Genomic DNA, 20,183 nt, shown 5'->3' on the forward strand with positions numbered 1-20,183 from the left:
GGCCAATTGCGCAACATCGGTCCTGTCGCTGCGCCTGCGTGGTCGATAGGGCGTGGCGATGAGCGATTTTTCCCTGTCCAGCCTCCGCGCCGCCGCCCAGATGGTACATGCGCAAGTGCCGCCCACCCCGCAATATGCCTGGCCGCTGCTGGGCCAGCGGTCCGGATGCGACCTTTGGGTCAAGCATGAGAATCACACTCCTACCGGCGCGTTCAAGGCGCGGGGTGCGATCACCTATATCGACTGGCTGCGGCGTACCCATCCGGAGGTGAAGGGCATCATCACCGCGACCCGCGGCAATCACGGACAGGCGCAGGTGCGCGCCGCCACCGCCGCCGGTATCTCCGCCACCATCGTCGTGCCGCACGGCAATGCGCTGGAAAAGAACGCGGCGATGCGCGCATTCGGCGCGACATTGATCGAACATGGCCATGATTTCGACAGCGCCAAAGCCGAAGCGATCCGTCTGTCGGCGCAGCAGGGCCTGTTCATGGTCCCGGCCTATCATGACGAACTGGTGCGCGGCGTCGCCAGCTATGGGCTGGAACTGTTCGACGCGGTGCCTGACCTCGACACCGTCTATGTCCCAGTCGGTTGCGGATCGGGCCTGTGCGGCACGATCGCTGCGCGCGACGCATTGGGCCTCAAGACTAGGGTCGTCGGCGTGGTGTCCGCCCATGTCGATGCGGCAAAGCGTAGCTTCGAAGCCGGACGGCTGATCTCCAGCCCAACCGCCTATACCTTTGCCGACGGCGTCGCGGTCTGCACCCCCGTCCAGGCGGCGCTTGACTATTTCGGGTCGCGCGCCGACCGTTTCGTGGGCGTCACCGACGATGAGGTGGCGCAGGCGATCCGTATCTACTGGCAGGATACGCATAACCTCGCCGAAGGGGCGGGCGCCGTCGCTCTGGCCGCGCTCTTGCAGGAAAAGGACCGAATGCGCGGCAAGAAGGTTGCGGTTATCCTCTCGGGCGGTAATGGCGACATGAGCCAGATGGCCGAGATATTGGGCGGCGCCACGCCGCAAGTGAATCAGGACATGCGAAAAGCGATATGAAGCGCAAGAGCGGACAAAATCCCGACATCACCAGGAACTGGAAGCCCGCGACGCTGGCGATCCGCGGCGGCACGGCGCGCAGCGAATATGGCGAAACGTCCGAAGCCCTGTTCCTGACCAGCGGCTACAGCTACGACCGGGCGGAAGACGCCGCCGCGCGGTTCGCCGGCGAACAGGTCGGCATGACCTATAGCCGCCTCCAGAACCCGACCGTGGAGATGCTGGAACAGCGTATCGCCCTGCTCGAAGGGGCAGAAGCCTGCCGCGCCACCGCCACCGGCATGGCAGCGATGACCGCGGCTTTGCTGTGCCAATTGTCCGCGGGCGACCATGTCGTCGGCGCCAAGGCCGCTTTCGGCTCGTGTCGCTGGCTGACCGATACGCTGCTGCCCAAGTTCGGGATTGAAACGACGACGATCGATGGCAGCGACACCGCGGCCTGGGAAGCGGCGATCCGACCCAATACCAAGGTCTTCTTCTTCGAAACCCCGGCCAATCCGACGATGGACGTGGTCGATCTGGCGGCGGTCTGCGCCATCGCCAAGGCGCATGGCATCACCAGTGTTGTGGACAATGCCTTCGCCACGCCCGCGTTGCAGCGGCCGATGGAATTCGGCGCTGACGTCGTCGCCTATAGCGCGACCAAGATGATGGACGGTCAGGGCCGCGTCCTCGCCGGCGCCATTTGCGGCACGCGGGACTGGATCGACAATGTGCTGTTGCCCTTCCACCGCAACACGGGCCCCACGCTGGCCGCGTTCAACGCCTGGGTGGTGCTCAAGGGGTTGGAAACGCTCGACCTGCGCATCCGTCGCCAGAGCGAAAACGCGCTCAAGGTCGCCGCCTTCCTGGAAGGGCGCGTCGCCAAGGTTCTATATCCCGGCCTGCAAAGCCATCCCCAGCACGCGCTCGCGATGAGTCAGATGGCCATGGCCGGCCCGATCTTCTCGCTTTATGTCGGCGGTGGCCGGGCGGAGGCGCATGGCCTGCTCAATGGCCTGGAACTGGTCGATATCAGCAACAATATCGGCGATTCGCGTTCGCTGATGACTCATCCGGCATCGACCACCCATTTCGGCATGGCCGAAGCGGCGCGGCTGGAAGTCGGCATCACCGAAGACATGCTGCGTCTTAATGTCGGGCTGGAGGATGCAGACGACGTCATCGCCGACCTTGATCAGGCGCTGCGGTCGATAGGGCGTTGACGAATGAGGGGGTTAGGGCGCATTTCTGAGACGTGAACGCGCTCTTCCCCTTCCACGCCACCACGCGGGACATCATCGTCCATGTCGCGGTCACCTTCCTGCCCGAACAGTCGGAGCCGGACCGGGGCCGCTGGTTCTGGGCCTATCATATCCGTATCGAAAATCAGGGTGACCAGCCGGTACAGCTCCTGACCCGGCACTGGATCATCACCGACGGGCGCGGCGCGCAGCATATGGTCGATGGCGATGGCGTGGTGGGTGAACAGCCGGTGGTGCAGCCGGGGAAAAGCTATGACTATGTATCGGGTTGTCCTCTGGGCACGCCGACCGGGTCGATGAAGGGCAGCTATCGCATGATAGGCGTCGGCGGCGAGACGTTCGACGTGGCGATCCCCCATTTCGCGCTCATCGCGCCGGCGGTGGCCGAATGAAGCGCACCCATTTGCCGCTCAACGGCCTGCGCGTGCTGGATGCCGCCGCGCGGCACCTGTCCTTCACCCGCGCCGCGGACGAACTGGCGGTAACGCCGGCAGCGGTGGGGCAGCAGATTCGCGCGCTGGAGGACATGCTGGGCGTCGTTCTGTTCCGGCGCACACCTAAGGGACTGGAACTGACGCCGGAGACGGAAGCGGGCCTCGACGCGCTGCGCGCGGGCTTTCTGGAGTTTGAGGAAGCGGTGCGGGCGATGCAGGCGGGCCAGTCCAGCCATGCGCTGACCATCGCCGCGCCGCGCGACATCACCGGAAAATGGCTCCAGCCGCGGCTGGCCGCCTATGCCGCAGGCCAGTCCGACCTGACTTTCCAATTGATCGCGGCGGACGAGGCTCTCGATTTTACCGAGGCCAATCTGGACATCGCGATACGGCTGGCCGACGGTGCAGGCGAGCATGAAGGCGTCAAGATCGGCGAAGCTGCCTATGTCACGGTCGAGGCGGCGGCCGGTGGCCCCGACCATCGTATCGACTGGCCCGGTTGCCCGGCGGGCGACAAGCCCGCGATCATCCGCGTCGCCGATGGCGGGTTGGCGATCGAGGCGGCGGCCAGCGGCTTCGGCCGGGCGCGGGTGCCGATGCTGCTGGCGCAGGCGGACCTGGCGGCCGGCCGGGTGCGGCAGGTCGGCGATACGACGCCGACCTTGCTCGCTTACTGGCTGATCGCGCCGCTGCCGCAGTGGCGGCAGAAGAAGGTGAAGGCGCTGGTCGAGGCGCTGACGAGCTAAGTCGCTCCATTGGGCGATGATGATTGGCAATGTCCGTGAAAAGCGGCCATGGACCAATATGTTACGGCTTTTAAGGTCGTGCCTGGCCACAGACCGAGGCGCCGATGTTTCATGTAGAATATGACCCCCGCGCCAATTGCCTGATGATGAAGGTCGAAGGCTTCTGGAATGCGGACAATGTGGTGGCCCTCGCCAAGGAAGTGGGAGCGAAGGCCAATCAGGCCAAGGCGATCCGTGACGATTTCAACGTCATCGTCGAATCCTTCGAATTCCCGGTGCAGGCGAACGACGTCGCCGATCTGCTCGCCGGCATCATGCGCGGGGGCATGACGCTTACCAGCGGACGCACGGCGGTGGTCGTCGGCAGCCAGTTGAACAGAGCGCAAGCGGAACGCACCCTGGTCCATCCCAGGGTGCGTGTCTTCCTGACCATGGAGGAGGCGCAGGCCTGGGTGGCGGAAGAAGCCGATCTCGCGTCGGCGGAGCAGGTAGGCCCTATTCCGCCAGCAGGTTAAGCGCCCTCGTCATCAGCGCTACCAGCTTTGGTTCGTCCAGCCGCGCGGCGGGGTTGTTCCAACTGGCGCTGGCCGCATACCAGCGGCCGTTGCGCGCCTGCGCCAGCATGTTCATCGCCATCACGCCGGGTTCGCTGCCGCCCTTATAGCCCAGATAGCGCCAGCGTTTCGCATCGGCGGGCGCGATGCCGGGGTTGACGGCCAGGACCGACAGCGCGTCGCCGCCATGCAGGCGCAGCCAGTCGAGCAGGCCGATCATGTCCCTTGATGATGCGAACCATTCGATGCTGTCGATCGCTGCGGGAATTTCAGCCACGCTGCCTACGTCCACCTTGTCGGCAGTCAGACGGGGAGCCGCATCGTGCAGCAGCCCGCGACGGTCAGCGAGCGATCCCGCTTCGTAGCGGCGGCGCAGATCGGCATTGGCCGGCATTTTGAGCGCGAAGGCTTCGGCGGTGCTCAGGATCGGCAGCACCTTGGCCGCATCGGCATGGCCGGTCGTGGCCAGCATGGCGTCTACCCGATCCCGCCCCAGCGCGCGCAGCAGCGTATCGCTCGCGCTATTGTCGCTTTCGGCGATCATCGCTGTGGCGAGGCTGTGCAGCGTCATCGGCGCGCGGTCGGGCCAGTTCATCAGCCGCCCGGAGAAGCTTTTCGGGCCGAGCGGAATGACGTCGCTCCAGCGCCGCTCGCCCGCCGCCGCGCGCGCCAGTTCGGCGAGAATATAGAGTTTGAAGCTGGAGCCTGTCGCCATCTGCGCGTCGGCGCGATGGGTGCGCAGCGACTGCGGACCCATATCGGTCAGTTGCGCGATCGCGAAGGCGGTGGTGCCGGGCAGGGCGGCGATCTCCGCCATCACCTTGTCCAGGCTGTCATTGGGGGTACGGGCACCGACGATATGCAGGCCGACGACCAGATTGGGCGCTTGCGGCGCGACGACCAGGGTGAAGCCCACGGTCGCGCGCTCATAGCGAATTTCGACCTGACCCGCGGTGGCGCTGTCGGTCCGCACCGCGCCCAGCGCCAGCGGTTTGCCATGCTGGGCGCGCAGGTCGGCGGCGATGGCGCGCCAGCGGTCGACCGGCACGGCTTCCAGAAAGAGCGTGGAGAAATAGGCCTCCTCGCCGCCCGGAGCGCCGAGGATGGCGAGCAACTGTTCCGCGCGAGCCTGATAGGCCGGGGAGGGGGCTGCCTGTGCAGGGGACACGAACATGGCGATCAGCATCCATAAGCCAGCGATAAGGCGAGGCAGCATGGCCAGGCGCACCGACTTCAGGGCAGAGGTGCGCCCGTCCTTCAAGCGTCGATCGCTTCCTCGTCCACCGCGGCGGCATTTTCCTGGATGAAGGCGAAGCGATGCGCGGGGTTGGTGCCCATCAGCCGGTCGACCAGATCGCGCACCTGCTGCCGATCCTCGATATCGTCGGGCAGGGTGATGCGGATCAGCATTCGGGTCTTGGGGTCCATGGTGGTTTCGCGCAACTGCATCGGGTTCATTTCGCCCAGCCCCTTGAAGCGGCTGACCTCCACCTTCTTGCCCTTGAACTCCTTGGCCATGAGCAGTTCGCGATGGGCGTCGTCCTTGGCGTAGAGGCTCTTGCCGCCCGCCACCAGCCGATAGAGCGGCGGCTGGGCGAGATAGAGATGGCCGCGCCGTACCAGTTCAGGCATTTCCTGGAAGAAGAAGGTCATCAGGAGCGTCGCGATATGCGCGCCGTCCACGTCAGCGTCGGTCATGATGACGATGCGCTCGTAGCGCAGATTGTCCGGGTTGCAGTCCTTGCGCGTGCCGCAGCCCAGCGCCAGGATCATGTCGGCGATTTCCTGATTGGCCAGGATCTTGGCGTTATTGGCGGACGCGACGTTCAATATCTTGCCACGCAGGGGCAGGATCGCCTGGGTCTTGCGATCGCGCGCCTGCTTGGCGGAACCGCCGGCGCTATCGCCTTCGACCAGAAAGATTTCAGCGCCTTCCGGGTCGTCGTTCGAACAATCCGTCAGCTTGCCGGGCAGGCGGAGCTTGCGGCTGTTGGTCGCGGTCTTGCGCTTGACCTCCTTCTCCTGCTTGCGCTTGAGGCGCTCGTCCATGCGGTCGAGCACATAGGCGAGCAGCGCCTTGCCCCGATCCATATGGTCGGTCAGATAATGGTCGAAATGGTCGCGCACCGCATTTTCTACCAGTCGCGCGGCGTCGGGGCTTGTCAGCCGATCCTTGGTCTGGCTCTGAAATTGCGGATCGCGGATGAAGACGGACAGCATGATTTCCGATGACGTCATGATGTCGTCAGCGGTGATGTCCTTGCCCTTCTTCTGCCCGATCAGTTCGGCAAAGGCGCGGATGCCCTTAACCAGCGCGGCGCGCAGTCCCGCTTCGTGGGTGCCGCCGTCGGGTGTCGGAATGGTGTTGCAATACCAGCTATAGCTGCCGTCCGACCAGAGCGGCCAGGCGACCGCCCATTCGACCCGGCCCGCGGTGCCGGGGAAATCCTGATTGCCCGAAAAGAAGACACTGGTCGCGCAATCGCGGTCGCCCACCTGTTCCTTCAGATGATCGGCCAGGCCGCCGGGAAACTGGAACACCGCTTCGGCCGGCGTATCGTCGCTGATCAGCGACGGATCGCATTTCCAGCGGATTTCGACGCCCGCGAACAGATAGGCCTTGGACCGGGCAAGCCGATGCAGCCGGGCCGGCTTGAACTTCTGTTCGCCGAAAATCTCGGTGTCCGGCACGAAACTGACCAGCGTGCCGCGCCGGTTGGGCGCCGCGCCGACCTTTTCCAGCGTTGTGACGGGCAAGCCTCGCGCAAATTTCTGGCGGAACAATTCCTTGTTGCGCGCCACTTCGACTACCGTATCGGTCGACAGCGCATTGACCACGGAAATGCCCACGCCATGCAGGCCGCCTGAGGTGGCATAGGCCTTGCCCTCGAATTTGCCGCCCGAATGGAGCGTGGTCAGGATCACCTCCAGCGCCGATTTGCCGGGAAATTTGGGATGCGCGTCCACCGGGATGCCGCGGCCATTGTCGGTGATGGTCAGCTTGTTGCCGGCCTCCAGCGTCACCTCGATCCGCGTGGCGTGACCGGCCACCGCTTCGTCCATGCTGTTGTCCAGCACTTCGGACGCCAGATGGTGCAGCGCACGCTCGTCGGTGCCGCCGATATACATGCCGGGGCGGCGACGCACCGGCTCCAGTCCCTCCAGCACCTCGATGGTGGAAGCGTCATATTGCGGCGTGGCGGGAGTGTTGGCGGCGAACAGGTCTTCTGACATGCGACAAGCTATAAGCGGGCGCGCGGCGGGCGCAAGCGTCGAGCCATGCCGGGCAGAAACGATATGTCACAAAGGGAATTGAAACAAAAGGGATGGCGGGTTCGTTAGCGGGGGGAAGACGGGCAGAAAACGGCCGGTCCGGCGAGGAGACTAATATATGAAGATCAACTTTATTGCGCCGCTTGGCGCCACCCTGGCGCTCGTCCTAGCGATGCCTGCGGTTGCCCAAAACAGCGCACCGGTGGACTGGACGGGGCCGTATGTCGGTGGCTCTTTCGGTTATAACTGGCAGAAGAAGGATGGCGCCGAACATCTGCGCTTCGATTCCGATGCTGACGGCGATTATGACGACGTCATCAGAACCGGCACGGGCGCCAACGCCTTCTCGCCCGGCACATGCGGCGGCGCGGCGCGGGGGTCGACTCCGGCCAGCGGTTGCTCCAGCGACAAGGACGCAATCGGCTGGATGGGCCATGTCGGTTATGACCGACAGTTCGGCAGCATCGTTGCGGGCGTCGTTGCCGAAGCCGGCAAGGCTTATATCAGCGACAGCGTGACCGAATATTCGACCACGCCGGCCTTCTACACCATGACCCGCCGGATCGACTATAACGCCAATCTGCGCGCCCGTCTGGGTTACACGACTCCCGGCGGCATCATGCCCTATATCACCGGCGGTCTTGCCTATGCGAAGGTGAAGAACAGCTTCAGCACCAGCAACGGCGCCAACAGCTTCACTGAAGTCGATCGCAAGGAAGATGGCTGGGGCTACACCATGGGTGGTGGTATCGAGGCCAAGGTGTCGAACAACTTCTCCATCGGCGCGCGTTATCTGTGGACCCGCTACAATGTCGGCGACTATCGCGTAGATGTCGGCGCGGGCACGGCCCCAGCTACCAATCCGTTCCGCATCACCCCGTCGGGCGGCGCCAGCATCAATCGTGGCGACAAGTTCGACACGCAGAGCGTGATGGTGACCACCAGCTTCCGCTTCTGAACATAGTCAATAAAGAAAGGCCCGGTTTCCAGATGGAAGCCGGGCCTTTCTTGTGTCTGGCGTGAAAGATCAGCGCACCCGCGGACCGCCGAAGGGCAGGGGTGGAGGCGGGCGGCGCGTGCCGCGCGGCAGTTGCGCCTGATAGGCGCGGCCGCAATGTTCGACGCAATAGGGAAATCCGGGATTCACCTGCTCGCCGCAGAAATGGAAATCGGGTTCACCCGGATGCCCCATCGGCCATTTGCAGATCCGTTCGGTCAGGTCGAGCAGCGTCGTCTTGTCCGCAATCTCGGCGCTCGGCTTGGCCGGCACCAGCCGGCGCGGCGGCGCGGGCGGAATCGGCGCCTGCTGGTCGCCCGGACCCTGGCGCAGGAAGCCGCCGGGCCCGACCGAAATGATGCGGGGCTGCGGCGGCGGGGGCGGCGCGTCCGTGGCGGCCGCCGCCGCGGGGGCCGGTGTCACAGGCGCTGGCGGCGGGGCGACTGGCGCACGCACGGGAGCCGGGGGCGAGGTGACCGGCGCCGCGGCGCGGGGCGCTTCCACGTCCGGGGCGGCGGCGGGCTTGCGCTGGGCAGGGGCGGCCGCTTTCTTGGGCGTCTCGTTCGCCTTCACCGGCGAAGGACGGGATTGCAGGCCCAGGCGATGCGCCTTGCCGATCACCGCATTGCGGCTGACCCCGCCGAGTTCATCGGCGATCTGGCTGGCGGTCAGGCCGCGCTCCCACATCCCCTTGAGCTGGTCGATACGCTCGTCGGTCCAGGACAATGAAAAAACTCCTCACAAATCTTCTATGGCACCCTATATGGGAAGCCACGCCGCAGGTTCAAATCCTTGGACCTTCCCCCTTGCGGCATAACGGACCAGCCGATAGTCGATCCCACCATGAACGACCAGCCCAAAATTCACGCCGCGCCTGCGGCCCAGCCGCCTTTCCCCGAGCCTGGCGTCCCGCAGATCCGCAACATCAACTGGGCGGGCACCTGGGCGCTCTACGCCAAGGAAGTGCGCCGCTTCCTGAAGGTGCAACTCCAGACCGTCTGGGCGCCGGCGATCACGACGCTGATGTTCCTGGTGATCTTCATCGTGGCTTTGGGCGGCAGCGGGCGAACCGTTCTGCTGCGCGGCGAAGCGGTGCCCTTCGCCGATTTCATCGCGCCGGGCCTCATCATCATGGGTATGATCAACGCCTGTTTCGCCAATGCCAGCTTCGCGCTGATGGTGGGCAAGGTGCAGGGCACGCTGGTCGATTATCTGATGCCGCCGATCGCGGTGGGTGAATTGCTGTTCGCGCTGGTCGCATCCTCGGTGACGCGCGCGATGTTCGTCGGCTTCGCCCTGTGGCTGGCCATGGCATTGTGGCCCGGCGTCCATGTCACGCCCGCGCATCTGTGGGCGGTCGCCTGGTTTGGCCTGCTCGGCACCAGCTTCATTGCCTTTCTGGGCGTACTGACATCGATCTGGGCGGAAAAATTCGATCATGGCGCGGCGATCACCAATTTCGTGATCGGCCCGCTCGCCCTGTTGTCGGGCACCTTCTATTCAATCGACCGGTTGCCGCCGGTCTTCCAGGCGATCAGCCACGCCAATCCCTTCTTCTATATCATTTCCGGCTTCCGCTACGGCTTCGTAGCGGCGGCGGACACCAATGTCGTGGTCGGCAGCAGCGTGTTGCTGGCGCTCAATCTGGTGCTGGGCGGACTATGCTACGCGCTGCTCAAGCGCGGCTGGAAGATCAAGGCCTGACCCACCAGCGCCGCTTCAGATGAAGGCGGCGAAGAGTGGTACGGCGATGCCCATCGCGAACAGCATCGCCGTCGCGATCAGCCAGTGATGCAGGCGGGGCCATGGGTGCAGAGAAGGCGGGGCGTCACCGGGACGCCCCGCCTTCTGCTTATCCACCGACGCGGGAGAGCGCGAGTCCCGCAGCAGCGATCTCATTGGCGGGATAGATGTTGCGCAGGTCGATGAGCGCCTTGCCGGTCATGGTGTCGGCGAGGCGCTTCAAATCGAGTGCGCGGAAAATGTCCCATTCGGTGACGAGCACGACGGCGTCGGCGCCATCGGCTGCTTCATAGGCGTCCTTGGCCATGGTCACGGTGGGCATCATCGGCGCGGCGACATCCATGCCTTCGGGATCATAGGCGACGATCTTCGCACCGGCATCCTCCAGAGCCTGGACGATGGCGAGGCTGGGCGCGTCGCGCATGTCGTCGGTATTGGGCTTGAAGGTCAGGCCCAGCAGCGCGACCGTCTTGCCGCGGGCGTCGCCGCCCATCGCCTTGACGATCTTGCGGCCCATCGCCCGCTTGCGCAGGTCGTTGACCTGCACCACCGTTTCGACGATGCGGATCGGGGCGTCATGATCCTGCCCCGTCTTGACCAGCGCCAGCGTGTCCTTGGGGAAGCAGGAGCCGCCATAGCCCGGCCCGGCGTGCAGGAATTTGGAGCCGATACGGTTGTCCAGCCCGATGCCGCGCGACACGTCCTGCACCTCGGCGCCGACCGCTTCGCACAGGTCCGCCATCTCGTTGATGAAGGTGATCTTGGTCGCCAGGAAGGCGTTGGCGGCATATTTGATGAGTTCGGCGGTGCGGCGACCGGTGAACATCAACGGCGCCTGGTTGAGGTTGAGCGGGCGATAGACCTGGCTCATCACCGCGATTGCGCGCTCCGAGCCGGTGGTGCCCACGACGACGCGGTCGGGCCGCTTGAAGTCGCCGATGGCCGCGCCTTCGCGCAGGAATTCGGGGTTGGACACGACCTGAATATCAAGGTCGGGCTTGAGTTCGCGGGCGATCCGCTCGACTTCATCGCCGGTGCCGACCGGTACGGTTGACTTGGTCACGATCACCGCGGGCGCATCGAGCGCCGCCACGATTTCCCGCGCCGCAGCATAGACATAGCTGAGATCCGCATGGCCATCGCCCCGGCGCGACGGCGTGCCCACCGCGATGAAGATCGCGTCCGCGCCCTTGACGCCGGCGGCCAGGTCGGTGGTGAAGGTCAGCCGGCCCGATGCGGCGTTGTCGCCCACGAGCTTGTCCAGCCCCGGTTCGAAAATCGGCATCCGGCCGGACTCGATCGCCGCGATCTTTCCCGCGTCCTTGTCCACGCACACCACGTCATGACCGAAATCCGCAAAACAGGCTCCTGACACAAGTCCAACATAACCCGTGCCGATCATCGTGATTTTCATGGACTATTCAGCTCCGTATGACGTGGTGACTGGGCGCGGCTCTATCATAGTCCGCGTATATTTCAATTCGCTGCGTTGCAGCGGTGAATTTGGCGATGGCGTTCAGCCGCTGGTTACCAATTTCTGCGACAGGCTGAACGGAGCGGCAGGCAAAGGAGTTGATGTGAAGGTAGCGCTGGTGTTCGGGACGCGACCCGAAGCGATCAAGATGTTCCCGGTGATCCATGCGCTGCGCGCGCAGCCGGGCGTGACGACACGCGTTATCGTGACCGCGCAGCATCGCGGCCTGCTGGACCAGGTGCTGGAGATTGCCGGGATCGTACCCGATATCGATCTGGACGTCATGGTGCCAAACCAGACGCTGGACGGCCTGACCGCAAAGCTGATCGTCGAACTGGGCAGGGCCTTCGATGCGGAAAAGCCCGACCGCGTCGTCGTCCATGGCGACACGCTCACTACGATGGTCGCAAGTCTGGCCGCCTATTATCGCAAGATTCCGGTCGCCCATGTGGAGGCCGGGCTGCGCAGTGGCGACATCCACCATCCTTGGCCGGAAGAAGTGAATCGCCGGGTCGTGGCCTGTATCGCCGACATGAATTTCGCGCCGACCCAAGCGGCGGCCGATGCGCTGCTGCGTGAAAGCCGCGACGCTGCCAGCATCCACATTACCGGCAACACCGTGATCGACGCGCTGCTCGCGACCCGCGATCGCCTCTTGGAGGAGCCGGCGCTGGCCAGTGGCCTGGATGGTCTGGCGGCACGCTTCGCGGGCAAGCGGATCGTCGCCGTCACCAGCCATCGGCGCGAGAATTTCGGCGGCGGCATGGAAGCGATCGCTCGCTCGATCGCGGACATCGCTGCGCGACCCGATGTGGCGGTGATCTTTCCTGTCCACCCCAATCCCAATGTCCGGCCGGTGATGGATGCGGTGCTGGGTGGCCTGCCCAATGTCGCGATGATCGAGCCGCTCGACTATCCGCATTTCGTGCGATTGCTCGACCTGTGCCATCTCGTGCTGACGGACAGCGGCGGCGTGCAGGAGGAGGCGCCGTCGCTCGGCAAGCCGGTGCTGGTGATGCGCGAGACGACCGAGCGGCCCGAAGGCGTCGATGCAGGGACGGCCAGGCTGGTCGGCGCGGATCGCGACCGCATCGTGCGCGAGGTGCTGGCGCTGCTGGATGATGAGGACGCCTATCAGGCGATGGCGCGGGCGCACAATCCCTTCGGCGACGGTCGGGCGGCGGCGCGAATCGCCGCGCTGATCGGCGCGGATGCCGCAGCGCCGGAATAAAAGCGGCGACGCTGCGGGCGCTATCTGCTACCGGACGGCATCGCCGCGAAACCTGCCCGCAAGCATTCGCCACGACCGAGAGACAGATCGCGCTCCCGCTTGCCACGCAAGGAGCCTGCCTCATGACCTTATCGATTCATCTCAACCCGACCGTCGGTACGATGGATATGTCCGCATGAGCCGCGCCATCAATCTCAACGCGCCGCTGGACGATGTCACGGCGCTGTGCGCTCGCCATGCCATCGCCATCTCGACCATCGAGCCGCTGACGTCGGGCGGCACGCGCGTGGTCCTGCTCAATCCCGACGGCGCGGATCGTATCCGCACGCTGATGAAGACCAAGATCATCACCACGCCGGTCGTTCGCTCGCCCATGCATATGGCGCGCCAGCCTCTGCCGCGTTATCGCTGAAAGCTGACCAGTACGTTAGCTTGCGAATCGCCAGCGTTACCGAAATCTTCAGCATTTTCGGGCAGAAAAGCGGGCAAATTCACCGTTTGAAGGATTGTCCGCCTCATGCCCGTCGACGCAAAACAGAAGGTTTCCGTCATTGGCCTTGGCTATATCGGCCTGCCGACCGCCGCGTTGATCGCGCGTGGCGGCGCGCAGGTGGTGGGTGTCGACGTCAGCGCCCACGTGGTCGAAACGGTCAATAGCGGCCGCGTCCATATCGAAGAAGTCGACCTGGACGGCCTGGTGCAGGGGGTCGTCGCACGCGGCAAGCTCCGTGCGAGCCTGGAGGTGGAAGAAAGCGACGTCTTCATCATCGCCGTGCCGACCCCGGTGTCGGAAGATCGGGCGCCGGACATCTCCTATGTCCTGAACGCCGCGCGCACGATCGCTCCGGTACTCAAGGCCGGCGACACCGTGATCCTCGAATCCACATCTCCCGTCGGCACGACCGAATCGATGCGCGACGTGATCGGCACCATCCGTCCCGACCTCAAGATGCCCGGCACCGGCGTGGCCGGCGACATCGCCATCGCCTATTGCCCGGAACGCGTGCTGCCTGGCCGCATTCTGGTCGAACTGATCGACAACGACCGCTGCATCGGCGGCATCACGCCGCGTTGCGCGCGCAAGGCGCTGGGCTTCTATCGCCAGTTCGTCCGCGGCGCCTGCATCACCACCACCGCGCGCGCAGCCGAAATGGTCAAACTGGTCGAAAACAGCTTCCGCGACGTCAATATCGCCTTCGCCAATGAATTGTCGGTGATCGCGGAAAATATGGACATCGACGTGTGGGAAGTGATTCGCCTCGCCAACCGCCATCCGCGCGTCAATATCCTCTCGCCCGGTCCTGGCGTCGGCGGTCATTGCATCGCCGTCGATCCCTGGTTCATCGTCCATGGCGACCCGGAAAATGCCCGCATCATCCGTACTGCGCGCGAAGTGAATGACGGCAAGACCGACTATGTCGTGGCGAAGGCGTCCGACATGATCGACGTCTTCGCCGGCGAAGACGTCGCCTGCCTCGGCCTCGCCTTCAAGGCGAATATCGACGATTTCCGCGAAAGCCCTGCGGTGAAGGTCGCGGCGCGGCTGGCGCGTCGCTATGGTCGCCGCGTCAAGCTGGTAGAACCATATGCGCAGGCGCTGCCGATGGAATTTGCCGGGACGGGGGCCGAACTGATCGATCTCGATACGGCACTGGAACAATGTGGCGTTTTCGTCATTCTTGTCGATCATGACATGTTCAAATCTGTCCCCGTCGATGAACGCGCCGGCAAGGCTGTTTATGACACCAGAGGAATCTGGCCCGATCAGCCGCGCCGCCTGGCGGAACCGGCGCCCGACCGTCTCGCCGTCTGACGGTCATCGGGTTCGTTCGACCCGTCCCGTCCGTGGTTGCCATCGCGGTGCCGCGCCGTTAACCCCCGGCCTCATCTGGGTTAAGACGGGGCGGGAGCGCGGATGAAGCGCGGAAACAGCATCAACCGATCGATTGCAGCGCTGATCGCGTGCGGGTTGCTGGGTGCGTGCGCGACCGTAGAGGATGCGCCGCGCGGGGAGGCCGCCTATGCCGTAATTCCGCCGCCGCCGGCGATCGGCATGGATTATCGCATTGCGCCGGACGATGTGCTGCGCATTCAGGTCTATCACGAGCCGGGTCTGTCATTGGAAGACGCGCAGGTTACGGCGGGGGGCATGATCCGCATGCCGCTGATCGGCGACGTGTCGGTCGCAGGACTGACCGCCGGCGAAGCGGGCGACGTCATCGCCGGGCGGCTGGGCGAACGCTATCTGGTCTCGCCGCAGGTCACTTTGTTCGTGAAGAAGGCCGTGGGTCGCCGCATCACGCTGGATGGCGAGGTGCGCGAACCCGGCCTCTATCCGGTCGAAGGGCGGCTGACCCTGTTGCAGGCCGTCGCCCTGGCGAAGGGGCCGACCCGGCTGGCGGGGCTCAACCAGGTCGTCGTCGTGCGCCAGCTGGACGACCAGCGGCAGGCCGCTCTGTTCGATCTGGCCGCCATTCGCAAAGGGCGTGCGCCCGATCCTGAAATCCTGCCGGGCGACATGGTCATCGTCGGCCTGTCGCGCGCCAAGGCGATAGTGGGCGGCGCACTGCTGGCCGTGCCCGCGCTCGCCACCGGCTTCATCGCGCTGGACGGAAATCGCTGATGGGTCTTCCTGCTTTCCCGACGCGTGACGATGCGGATGGCCGCGGCGAGGGTTTCAATGCCCGCCTGTCGGTCGCCGCCGCGCGCTGCTGGCTGGTCTTGCGCCGGCACCGCATCATCCTGTTCGTCACCATGGCGCTCTGCCTGCTGGCCGGCGCGATCTTCATCCTGACATCGACGCCCGACTATCGCGCGACCGCCTCGGTCGAGGTGGAGGATGTGCCGGCCGGCGCGGCCGGTTCCGCCGCCGCCCAGCGCGCCGGCACGGCCAACGACACCGAAACGCTGATGCAGACCGAATTGGAAGTCTTGCGCAGCCGGGCGCTGGCTGAGGAGGTGGCGCGCGATCTGGCGCTGGTCGGCACGCCGACCTTCTTCAAGGGCATGGACGAGGTCCGGCCGGCCGAGGGCGTCGGGACGTTGTCGCAGCGCCAGGTGGAGCAGGACATGGTCGTACGGCTGCTGCTCGACAATCTGGAGGTCGAACTGCCCGGCAAGTCGCGGGTGCTGCGGATCAGCTTCGTCAGCGCCGATCCGGTGCTGTCGGCGCGCGTGGCCAACAGCTATGCCGACAGCCTGATCCGCGCCGACCTGAAGCGCGGCTTCGAATCCGGCGTGCAGGCGCGCCGCTTCCTGCTGGGAGAACTGGACGGTGCGCGCAACGATCTGGCGCGGGCGGAGCGCGACATGGCTGTCTATGCCGCGCGCACGGGCACGCCGGCCCAGCCGGGCGAAGAGAGCAAGCCGGTCAAACCTGCCGCGCCCGACGGATCGGTCGCGACGCGCCTGGCCCAACTTAACGCCTTTCGTGCTCAGGCCGCGGCCGATCGCATCGCGGCGCAGAAACGCTGGGAAAGCGCGCGGCGCGCCAGCGCCGATACGCTGCCTGAAGTGTTGGGCAACGGGGCGATGCAGCAGATCATGGCCGATCGCGCCCAGGCCCGCGCGGCGGTCGCCGAAGAACGGCAGTTCCGCAAGGACGCGCACCCCGAAATGCGGGAAGCGCGGGCGAAGCTGGCGGCGCTGGACGAGCAGGCCGATTCCATGGCCAACACCATCCGCGCGTCGCTGCGCGAACAATATGACGTGGCGGTGCGCGGCGAGGATCAGATCGCCAGGGAAATCGCGCAGCTCGAACAACAGGCGCAGGTTGAGCAGGGCCGCGATGTCCAGATGGGCATCATGGAACGCTCGGTCGATACCTATCGTATGCTGCACGACAGCCTGCTCCAGCGCTATCGCGACATGGCGTCGCAGGCGGGCTTCCAGGCCGGTCGCATCCGGCCGCTCGATCGCGCGGCGGTGCCGGCGCGGCCCTTTTCGCCGCGCATTGGCGTGATCCTTCTGTTGGCATCGCTCGGCGGGCTGGCGCTCGGGCTGCTACTGGTGGCGGCGCGCCACATGTTCGACGACGCCGTGACCTCCGCCGACACGCTGGCGGAACGGGTCGGCCTGCCCTTGCTGGGCGCGGTGCCGGTGACCGGCGACAATCCCCAGCCGGCGGAGATATTCACCCCGATCGCGGCGTCTTTGCTGCTCGCGTCGGCCGATGGCCTGCCGCGATCGATCCTCGTCACCAGCGCACAGGAAGGGGAGGGCAAGTCGCTCACCCTGCACGCGCTGGCGCTGGCGCTGGCAGCCCTCGGCAAGTCGGTGCTGGTAATCGATGGCGACATGCGCCGTCCGGTGCAGCATCGCCTGTTCCGCCTGTCGCCCACGCGCGGCATCAGCGAAGTGCTGACCGGTCAGGCCATGGCGCAGGATGTGATCGTGGACACCGGCGTCGCGGGCGTGGCGCTGCTGCCTTGCGGCACCCTGCCGCCCAATCCGTCGGAACTGCTGTCGACCCCGGCGCTGGACGGCCTGCTCACGGCGGTGCGCGACCGTTATGATACGGTGCTGATCGATGCCCCGCCGATCCTCGGTATCGGCGATGCTCCCTTGCTGGCGGCCAAGGCGCAAGCCAGCCTGCTGGTGGTCGAATGGGGCCGCAACCATCATGGCGGCCTGCGCGCGGCGGTGGAGCGTTTGCGGCGCAGCGGCGGCGCGATCGTCGGCGCCATCCTGACCAAGCAGCAGGGCCGCGCCATGGATTACGACTATCACCGCGGGGGGTGACGGCCATTCTCACCATCCGTTCGGCCTGATCCTGTCGAAGGCTCTTAAAAACAGCGCCATCCCCGAGGAAGGCGCTGTTTCATATCGTCAACAGGGAGGAAGCGCTCAGGCCCGCGCCATCAGCCCTTCGACCAGCCCCTGGAACAGGCGCTTGCCGTCGGTCGCGCCATGCGCCGGCTCGATCACCCGCTCGGGATGCGGCATCATGCCCAGCACATTGCCGGCGTCGTTCAGGATACCGGCAATGTTGCGGGCCGATCCGTTCACGCTCTCCGCATAGCGCAGCGCTACGCGGCCTTCGCCTTCCAGCCGGTCGAGCGTCGCATCGTCGGCGAAATAATTGCCGTCATGATGCGCCACCGGATAGTGGATCGCTTCGCCCGCCGCATAGTGGCTGGTGAAGGCGCTCTGCGCGCTCTCGACCGTCAGGGCGACGTCGCGGCACACGAAATGGCCACCGGCATTGCGCAGCAGCGCACCGGGGAGCAGGCCGCTTTCGGTCAGCACCTGAAAACCGTTGCAGATGCCCAGCACGAAAGCGCCCCGCTCGGCCGCTCTCGCCACCGCCCGCATCACCGGCGAACGCGCGGCCATCGCGCCGGACCGCAGATAATCGCCGTAGGAAAAACCGCCCGGTACGCCGATCAGGTCGATGTCGTCCGGCAGATCGGTGTCGCGATGCCACACCATGGCGGACTTGCTGCCGGTCGCAGCCTCGAACGCCACCGCCAGGTCGCGGTCGCAATTGCTGCCCGGAAAGACGATGACGGCGCTCTTCATGCCTCAGGCCACCTTTTCGATGCGGTAGTTTTCGATCACCGTATTGGCCAGCAGCTTGCGGCACATGGCGTCGATATCCTCGTCGCTGGTGTCGTCGGCCAGGTCCAGTTCGATCAGCTTGCCGGCGCGCACATCGTTGACGCCGCCAAAGCCCAGCCCGTCGAGCGCATGATGGATGGCCCGCCCCTGGGGATCGAGGACGCCGCCCTTGAGAGTGACGAAGATGCGGGCTTTCATGGGACGCGGACTCCTTGGAATCGACTGACGCCGCGCGATTCCGCACGGCCGAACTTTGCCGCACCCCCTAGGCGCGGCGGCGCGCGGAGGCAAGCCATTATGACTTTGTTAGCGACCATTGCGCTAGTGTGACTATGGGATTTTGGGGGACGTGCGGGGCGATGTCCGGACTGGCGCTGGCGATGTTTGTCGGGTTGTTCGCATGGGGACAGCAGATCGTGGGATATGACGATCCGCACGGCAAGGTCCAACTCGCCCTGCTGGCGACCTTCAGCTTCGGCCTGCTGATCGGCTATCGCGCCAATCGGTGAGGCGCGAGGGCTGCTATTGGCCATGGTCGCGGTCATGCCGACGCGACGGCCCGAAGTTCACACCCCCGAAGTTCACACCATCGTCCGCCTTTTTCGAGCATTGCGCCTCCAAAGCGCTCGCGACGCGCCCGCGACGCGTCACGCATGCGCCACCCGCCTGACCGGGGCGCGTCATCATGGTCACGCCTGCGCGCCGCCAGCGCGTCAGGGACATCGGCTTATCTGTTGGGAGTGAGCGGTTGGCCGAGCGGGTTGTCGGAAAACATGTCATCCATAAGGATAAATCAGAGAAAATCCAACATTGGAAGGATCAAATATCGTTGGTGACGATGGTCTGGAAGCGACCATTTGTAGACATAGCCAGAGGTAGGATTCGAACCTACAACCCCGCGTAACGAGCGCCACCCGAAGGCAACGGGATTCTCCATTCTCCCACGCTGACACACCGACATAGCACGATCTAACGGCCAGTCGACATGTGCATTTCTTTGGAAAGCTGCCCGTCCACTTCCCACCCATACAAGCCATTCCCACCCGTCCATCTATCCCCTAAGCGACGGGCATGAACCCCGATACGCTCTATTATATATGCGCCATCATCGCCGTCAGCCTTGCCGGCCTCGCCAAGGGCGGCTTTGCCGGGATCGGCGCACTGGCCATGCCGGTGATGGCGCTGGCCGTCGATCCGGTGCGCGGCGCGGCGATCCTGTTGCCGATCCTGATCCTGCAGGACGTCGTCAGCGTCTGGGTCTATCGCCATAGTTGGGACGGGTCGATCCTCAAGGTCATGCTGCCGGGCGCTGCGGTCGGCATCGGACTTGGCTATCTGTTTGCGGCGCAGGTGTCGGAAACCGCGGTGCTGGGCGTGCTCGGCGCCATTTCGGTACTGTTCGGGCTGCAACGTTTGTGGATCGAACGCGGCAAGGCCGTGGTTCTGCCGTCGGATTCGCCCGGCTGGGTCGGCTTCCTGTTCGGCATCGGCAGCGGCTTCACCAGCCATATCGCCCATGCCGGGTCGCCCCCCTTCCAGATGTGGGTGCTGCCCAAAAAACTGCCGCGTGACATGCTGGTGGGGACCACCGCGCTCGCCTTCGCCGCGATGAACTGGATGAAGCTGCCCGCCTATGCCGCGCTGGGGCAGTTCACCCACGCCAATCTGATGGCGACGGCGATGCTGGCGCCGGTGGCGATCCTATCGACTTTCGCCGGCGTGGCGTTGGTGCGACGGGTCGATCCGGCGCGTTTCTACACGCTCATCTACGCGCTGATGGTGCTGCTGGGCATCAAGCTGATGGCCGACGCGCTGATCTGACTCGGCGCGCACGAAAAAGCCAGCGAAAACAGTATTTTTCCGCCGGCTTT

Annotated in this window: 21 protein-coding genes and 1 tRNA gene; 14 read left to right on the forward strand and 8 right to left on the reverse strand. The window is 65.1% G+C overall.

Annotated features, from left to right (window positions below):
* The first annotated feature begins 58 nt into the window (after window positions 1-58).
* From ABT375_RS02725 to ABT375_RS02745, 5 genes are all read left to right on the forward strand, one after another.
* The gene (locus ABT375_RS02725) at window positions 59-1,057 is read left to right on the forward strand and encodes a threonine dehydratase (RefSeq protein WP_416464054.1); all 999 of its coding nucleotides are present in this window, start codon (window positions 59-61) and stop codon (window positions 1,055-1,057) included.
* Window positions 1,054-2,262, forward strand: a complete 1,209-nt coding sequence (locus tag ABT375_RS02730) for a trans-sulfuration enzyme family protein (protein WP_224549803.1) — start codon at window positions 1,054-1,056, stop codon at window positions 2,260-2,262. Before ABT375_RS02725 ends, ABT375_RS02730 begins: the two co-directional genes overlap by 4 nt.
* Window positions 2,263-2,294: 32 nt before the next feature.
* Window positions 2,295-2,693 (forward strand): Co2+/Mg2+ efflux protein ApaG, encoded by a 399-nt coding sequence (apaG, locus tag ABT375_RS02735; RefSeq protein ID WP_416464055.1) that lies wholly within the window; start codon window positions 2,295-2,297, stop codon window positions 2,691-2,693.
* Window positions 2,690-3,481: a LysR family transcriptional regulator gene (locus tag ABT375_RS02740; RefSeq protein ID WP_416464056.1), complete on the forward strand. Its 792-nt coding sequence runs from the start codon at window positions 2,690-2,692 to the stop codon at window positions 3,479-3,481. The genes apaG and ABT375_RS02740 overlap by 4 nt, the downstream gene beginning before the upstream one ends.
* Window positions 3,482-3,585: 104 nt before the next feature.
* Window positions 3,586-3,996: a hypothetical protein gene (locus ABT375_RS02745; RefSeq protein WP_261934806.1), complete on the forward strand. Its 411-nt coding sequence runs from the start codon at window positions 3,586-3,588 to the stop codon at window positions 3,994-3,996.
* On the opposite strand, the gene ABT375_RS02750 is transcribed toward ABT375_RS02745, so the two are convergent.
* Window positions 3,977-5,221, reverse strand: a complete 1,245-nt coding sequence (locus ABT375_RS02750) for a serine hydrolase (RefSeq protein ID WP_416464057.1) — start codon at window positions 5,219-5,221, stop codon at window positions 3,977-3,979. The genes ABT375_RS02745 and ABT375_RS02750 overlap by 20 nt on opposite strands.
* 71 nt (window positions 5,222-5,292) lie before the next feature.
* Entirely contained in the window at window positions 5,293-7,269 is a 1,977-nt protein-coding gene (gene parE, locus ABT375_RS02755) for a DNA topoisomerase IV subunit B (protein WP_416464058.1), read from the reverse strand.
* 157 nt (window positions 7,270-7,426) lie between these two features.
* Between parE and ABT375_RS02760 the strand changes: the two genes are divergently transcribed.
* A complete protein-coding gene (locus ABT375_RS02760; RefSeq protein WP_416464059.1) occupies window positions 7,427-8,266 on the forward strand; it encodes an outer membrane protein in 840 nt (279 codons plus the stop codon).
* A gap of 69 nt (window positions 8,267-8,335) precedes the next feature.
* Here the strand turns inward: ABT375_RS02760 and ABT375_RS02765 are convergent, their stop codons facing one another.
* The gene (locus ABT375_RS02765) at window positions 8,336-9,031 is read right to left on the reverse strand and encodes a GcrA family cell cycle regulator (RefSeq protein ID WP_416464060.1); all 696 of its coding nucleotides are present in this window, start codon (window positions 9,029-9,031) and stop codon (window positions 8,336-8,338) included.
* A gap of 117 nt (window positions 9,032-9,148) precedes the next feature.
* Here ABT375_RS02765 and ABT375_RS02770 point away from each other — a divergent pair, with 117 nt between their 5' ends.
* Complete coding sequence (locus tag ABT375_RS02770) at window positions 9,149-10,009, forward strand: ABC transporter permease (RefSeq protein ID WP_224549816.1); 861 nt, start codon at window positions 9,149-9,151, stop codon at window positions 10,007-10,009.
* A 15-nt stretch (window positions 10,010-10,024) separates the two neighbouring features.
* Here the strand turns inward: ABT375_RS02770 and ABT375_RS02775 are convergent, their stop codons facing one another.
* Together ABT375_RS02775 and ABT375_RS02780 are read right to left on the reverse strand one after the other, a co-directional pair.
* A complete protein-coding gene (locus ABT375_RS02775; RefSeq protein ID WP_224549817.1) occupies window positions 10,025-10,165 on the reverse strand; it encodes a hypothetical protein in 141 nt (46 codons plus the stop codon).
* On the reverse strand, window positions 10,158-11,462 hold the full coding sequence (locus ABT375_RS02780) for a UDP-glucose dehydrogenase family protein (RefSeq protein WP_224549818.1): 1,305 nt from the start codon (window positions 11,460-11,462) through the stop codon (window positions 10,158-10,160). The genes ABT375_RS02775 and ABT375_RS02780 overlap by 8 nt, the downstream gene beginning before the upstream one ends.
* 163 nt (window positions 11,463-11,625) lie before the next feature.
* On the opposite strand from ABT375_RS02780, the gene wecB reads away from it, so the two are divergent.
* From wecB to ABT375_RS02805, 5 genes are all read left to right on the forward strand, one after another.
* The gene (gene wecB, locus ABT375_RS02785; protein ID WP_416464061.1) at window positions 11,626-12,753 is read left to right on the forward strand and encodes a non-hydrolyzing UDP-N-acetylglucosamine 2-epimerase; all 1,128 of its coding nucleotides are present in this window, start codon (window positions 11,626-11,628) and stop codon (window positions 12,751-12,753) included.
* A gap of 175 nt (window positions 12,754-12,928) precedes the next feature.
* Entirely contained in the window at window positions 12,929-13,165 is a 237-nt protein-coding gene (locus tag ABT375_RS02790; protein WP_129926133.1) for a hypothetical protein, read from the forward strand.
* Window positions 13,166-13,270: 105 nt separating this feature from the next.
* The gene (gene wecC, locus ABT375_RS02795) at window positions 13,271-14,566 is read left to right on the forward strand and encodes a UDP-N-acetyl-D-mannosamine dehydrogenase (RefSeq protein WP_261934800.1); all 1,296 of its coding nucleotides are present in this window, start codon (window positions 13,271-13,273) and stop codon (window positions 14,564-14,566) included.
* Window positions 14,567-14,668: 102 nt separating this feature from the next.
* On the forward strand, window positions 14,669-15,376 hold the full coding sequence (locus tag ABT375_RS02800; protein WP_416464062.1) for a polysaccharide biosynthesis/export family protein: 708 nt from the start codon (window positions 14,669-14,671) through the stop codon (window positions 15,374-15,376).
* Complete coding sequence (locus ABT375_RS02805; RefSeq protein ID WP_416464063.1) at window positions 15,376-17,493, forward strand: GumC family protein; 2,118 nt, start codon at window positions 15,376-15,378, stop codon at window positions 17,491-17,493. The genes ABT375_RS02800 and ABT375_RS02805 overlap by 1 nt, the downstream gene beginning before the upstream one ends.
* Before the next feature lie 105 nt (window positions 17,494-17,598).
* On the opposite strand, the gene purQ is transcribed toward ABT375_RS02805, so the two are convergent.
* Both purQ and purS read right to left on the reverse strand, forming a co-directional pair.
* Entirely contained in the window at window positions 17,599-18,273 is a 675-nt protein-coding gene (gene purQ / locus ABT375_RS02810) for a phosphoribosylformylglycinamidine synthase subunit PurQ (protein ID WP_416464064.1), read from the reverse strand.
* A 3-nt stretch (window positions 18,274-18,276) separates the two neighbouring features.
* Window positions 18,277-18,510 (reverse strand): phosphoribosylformylglycinamidine synthase subunit PurS, encoded by a 234-nt coding sequence (gene purS / locus ABT375_RS02815; protein ID WP_088182756.1) that lies wholly within the window; start codon window positions 18,508-18,510, stop codon window positions 18,277-18,279.
* A 161-nt stretch (window positions 18,511-18,671) separates the two neighbouring features.
* Between purS and ABT375_RS02820 the strand changes: the two genes are divergently transcribed.
* On the forward strand, window positions 18,672-18,821 hold the full coding sequence (locus ABT375_RS02820; protein ID WP_224549824.1) for a hypothetical protein: 150 nt from the start codon (window positions 18,672-18,674) through the stop codon (window positions 18,819-18,821).
* Window positions 18,822-19,179: 358 nt separating this feature from the next.
* Here ABT375_RS02820 and ABT375_RS02825 read toward each other — a convergent pair.
* Window positions 19,180-19,263, reverse strand: a tRNA-Pro gene (locus ABT375_RS02825).
* A gap of 120 nt (window positions 19,264-19,383) precedes the next feature.
* Between ABT375_RS02825 and ABT375_RS02830 the strand changes: the two genes are divergently transcribed.
* Window positions 19,384-20,133 (forward strand): sulfite exporter TauE/SafE family protein, encoded by a 750-nt coding sequence (locus ABT375_RS02830; RefSeq protein WP_416464065.1) that lies wholly within the window; start codon window positions 19,384-19,386, stop codon window positions 20,131-20,133.
* Window positions 20,134-20,183 lie beyond the last annotated feature (50 nt).

The organism is Sphingomonas sp. VDB2, from assembly GCF_047946695.1.
Taxonomy (GTDB): domain Bacteria; phylum Pseudomonadota; class Alphaproteobacteria; order Sphingomonadales; family Sphingomonadaceae; genus Sphingobium; species Sphingobium bisphenolicum.

Bases quoted from the DNA above. Each gene is read 5' to 3' on its own strand.
- ABT375_RS02820 (WP_224549824.1), top strand. From the start codon at position 18,672: ATGTCCGGACTGGCGCTGGCGATGTTTGTCGGGTTGTTCGCATGGGGA.
- purS (WP_088182756.1), bottom strand. From the start codon at position 18,510: ATGAAAGCCCGCATCTTCGTCACTCTCAAGGGCGGCGTCCTCGATCCC.
- ABT375_RS02770 (WP_224549816.1), top strand. From the start codon at position 9,149: ATGAACGACCAGCCCAAAATTCACGCCGCGCCTGCGGCCCAGCCGCCT.
- wecC (WP_261934800.1), top strand. From the start codon at position 13,271: ATGCCCGTCGACGCAAAACAGAAGGTTTCCGTCATTGGCCTTGGCTAT.
- purQ (WP_416464064.1), bottom strand. From the start codon at position 18,273: ATGAAGAGCGCCGTCATCGTCTTTCCGGGCAGCAATTGCGACCGCGAC.
- parE (WP_416464058.1), bottom strand. From the start codon at position 7,269: ATGTCAGAAGACCTGTTCGCCGCCAACACTCCCGCCACGCCGCAATAT.
- ABT375_RS02750 (WP_416464057.1), bottom strand. From the start codon at position 5,221: ATGCTGATCGCCATGTTCGTGTCCCCTGCACAGGCAGCCCCCTCCCCG.
- ABT375_RS02800 (WP_416464062.1), top strand. From the start codon at position 14,669: ATGAAGCGCGGAAACAGCATCAACCGATCGATTGCAGCGCTGATCGCG.
- ABT375_RS02790 (WP_129926133.1), top strand. From the start codon at position 12,929: ATGAGCCGCGCCATCAATCTCAACGCGCCGCTGGACGATGTCACGGCG.
- ABT375_RS02730 (WP_224549803.1), top strand. From the start codon at position 1,054: ATGAAGCGCAAGAGCGGACAAAATCCCGACATCACCAGGAACTGGAAG.
- ABT375_RS02830 (WP_416464065.1), top strand. From the start codon at position 19,384: ATGAACCCCGATACGCTCTATTATATATGCGCCATCATCGCCGTCAGC.
- ABT375_RS02725 (WP_416464054.1), top strand. From the start codon at position 59: ATGAGCGATTTTTCCCTGTCCAGCCTCCGCGCCGCCGCCCAGATGGTA.
- ABT375_RS02740 (WP_416464056.1), top strand. From the start codon at position 2,690: ATGAAGCGCACCCATTTGCCGCTCAACGGCCTGCGCGTGCTGGATGCC.
- ABT375_RS02780 (WP_224549818.1), bottom strand. From the start codon at position 11,462: ATGAAAATCACGATGATCGGCACGGGTTATGTTGGACTTGTGTCAGGA.
- ABT375_RS02760 (WP_416464059.1), top strand. From the start codon at position 7,427: ATGAAGATCAACTTTATTGCGCCGCTTGGCGCCACCCTGGCGCTCGTC.
- ABT375_RS02745 (WP_261934806.1), top strand. From the start codon at position 3,586: ATGTTTCATGTAGAATATGACCCCCGCGCCAATTGCCTGATGATGAAG.
- ABT375_RS02805 (WP_416464063.1), top strand. From the start codon at position 15,376: ATGGGTCTTCCTGCTTTCCCGACGCGTGACGATGCGGATGGCCGCGGC.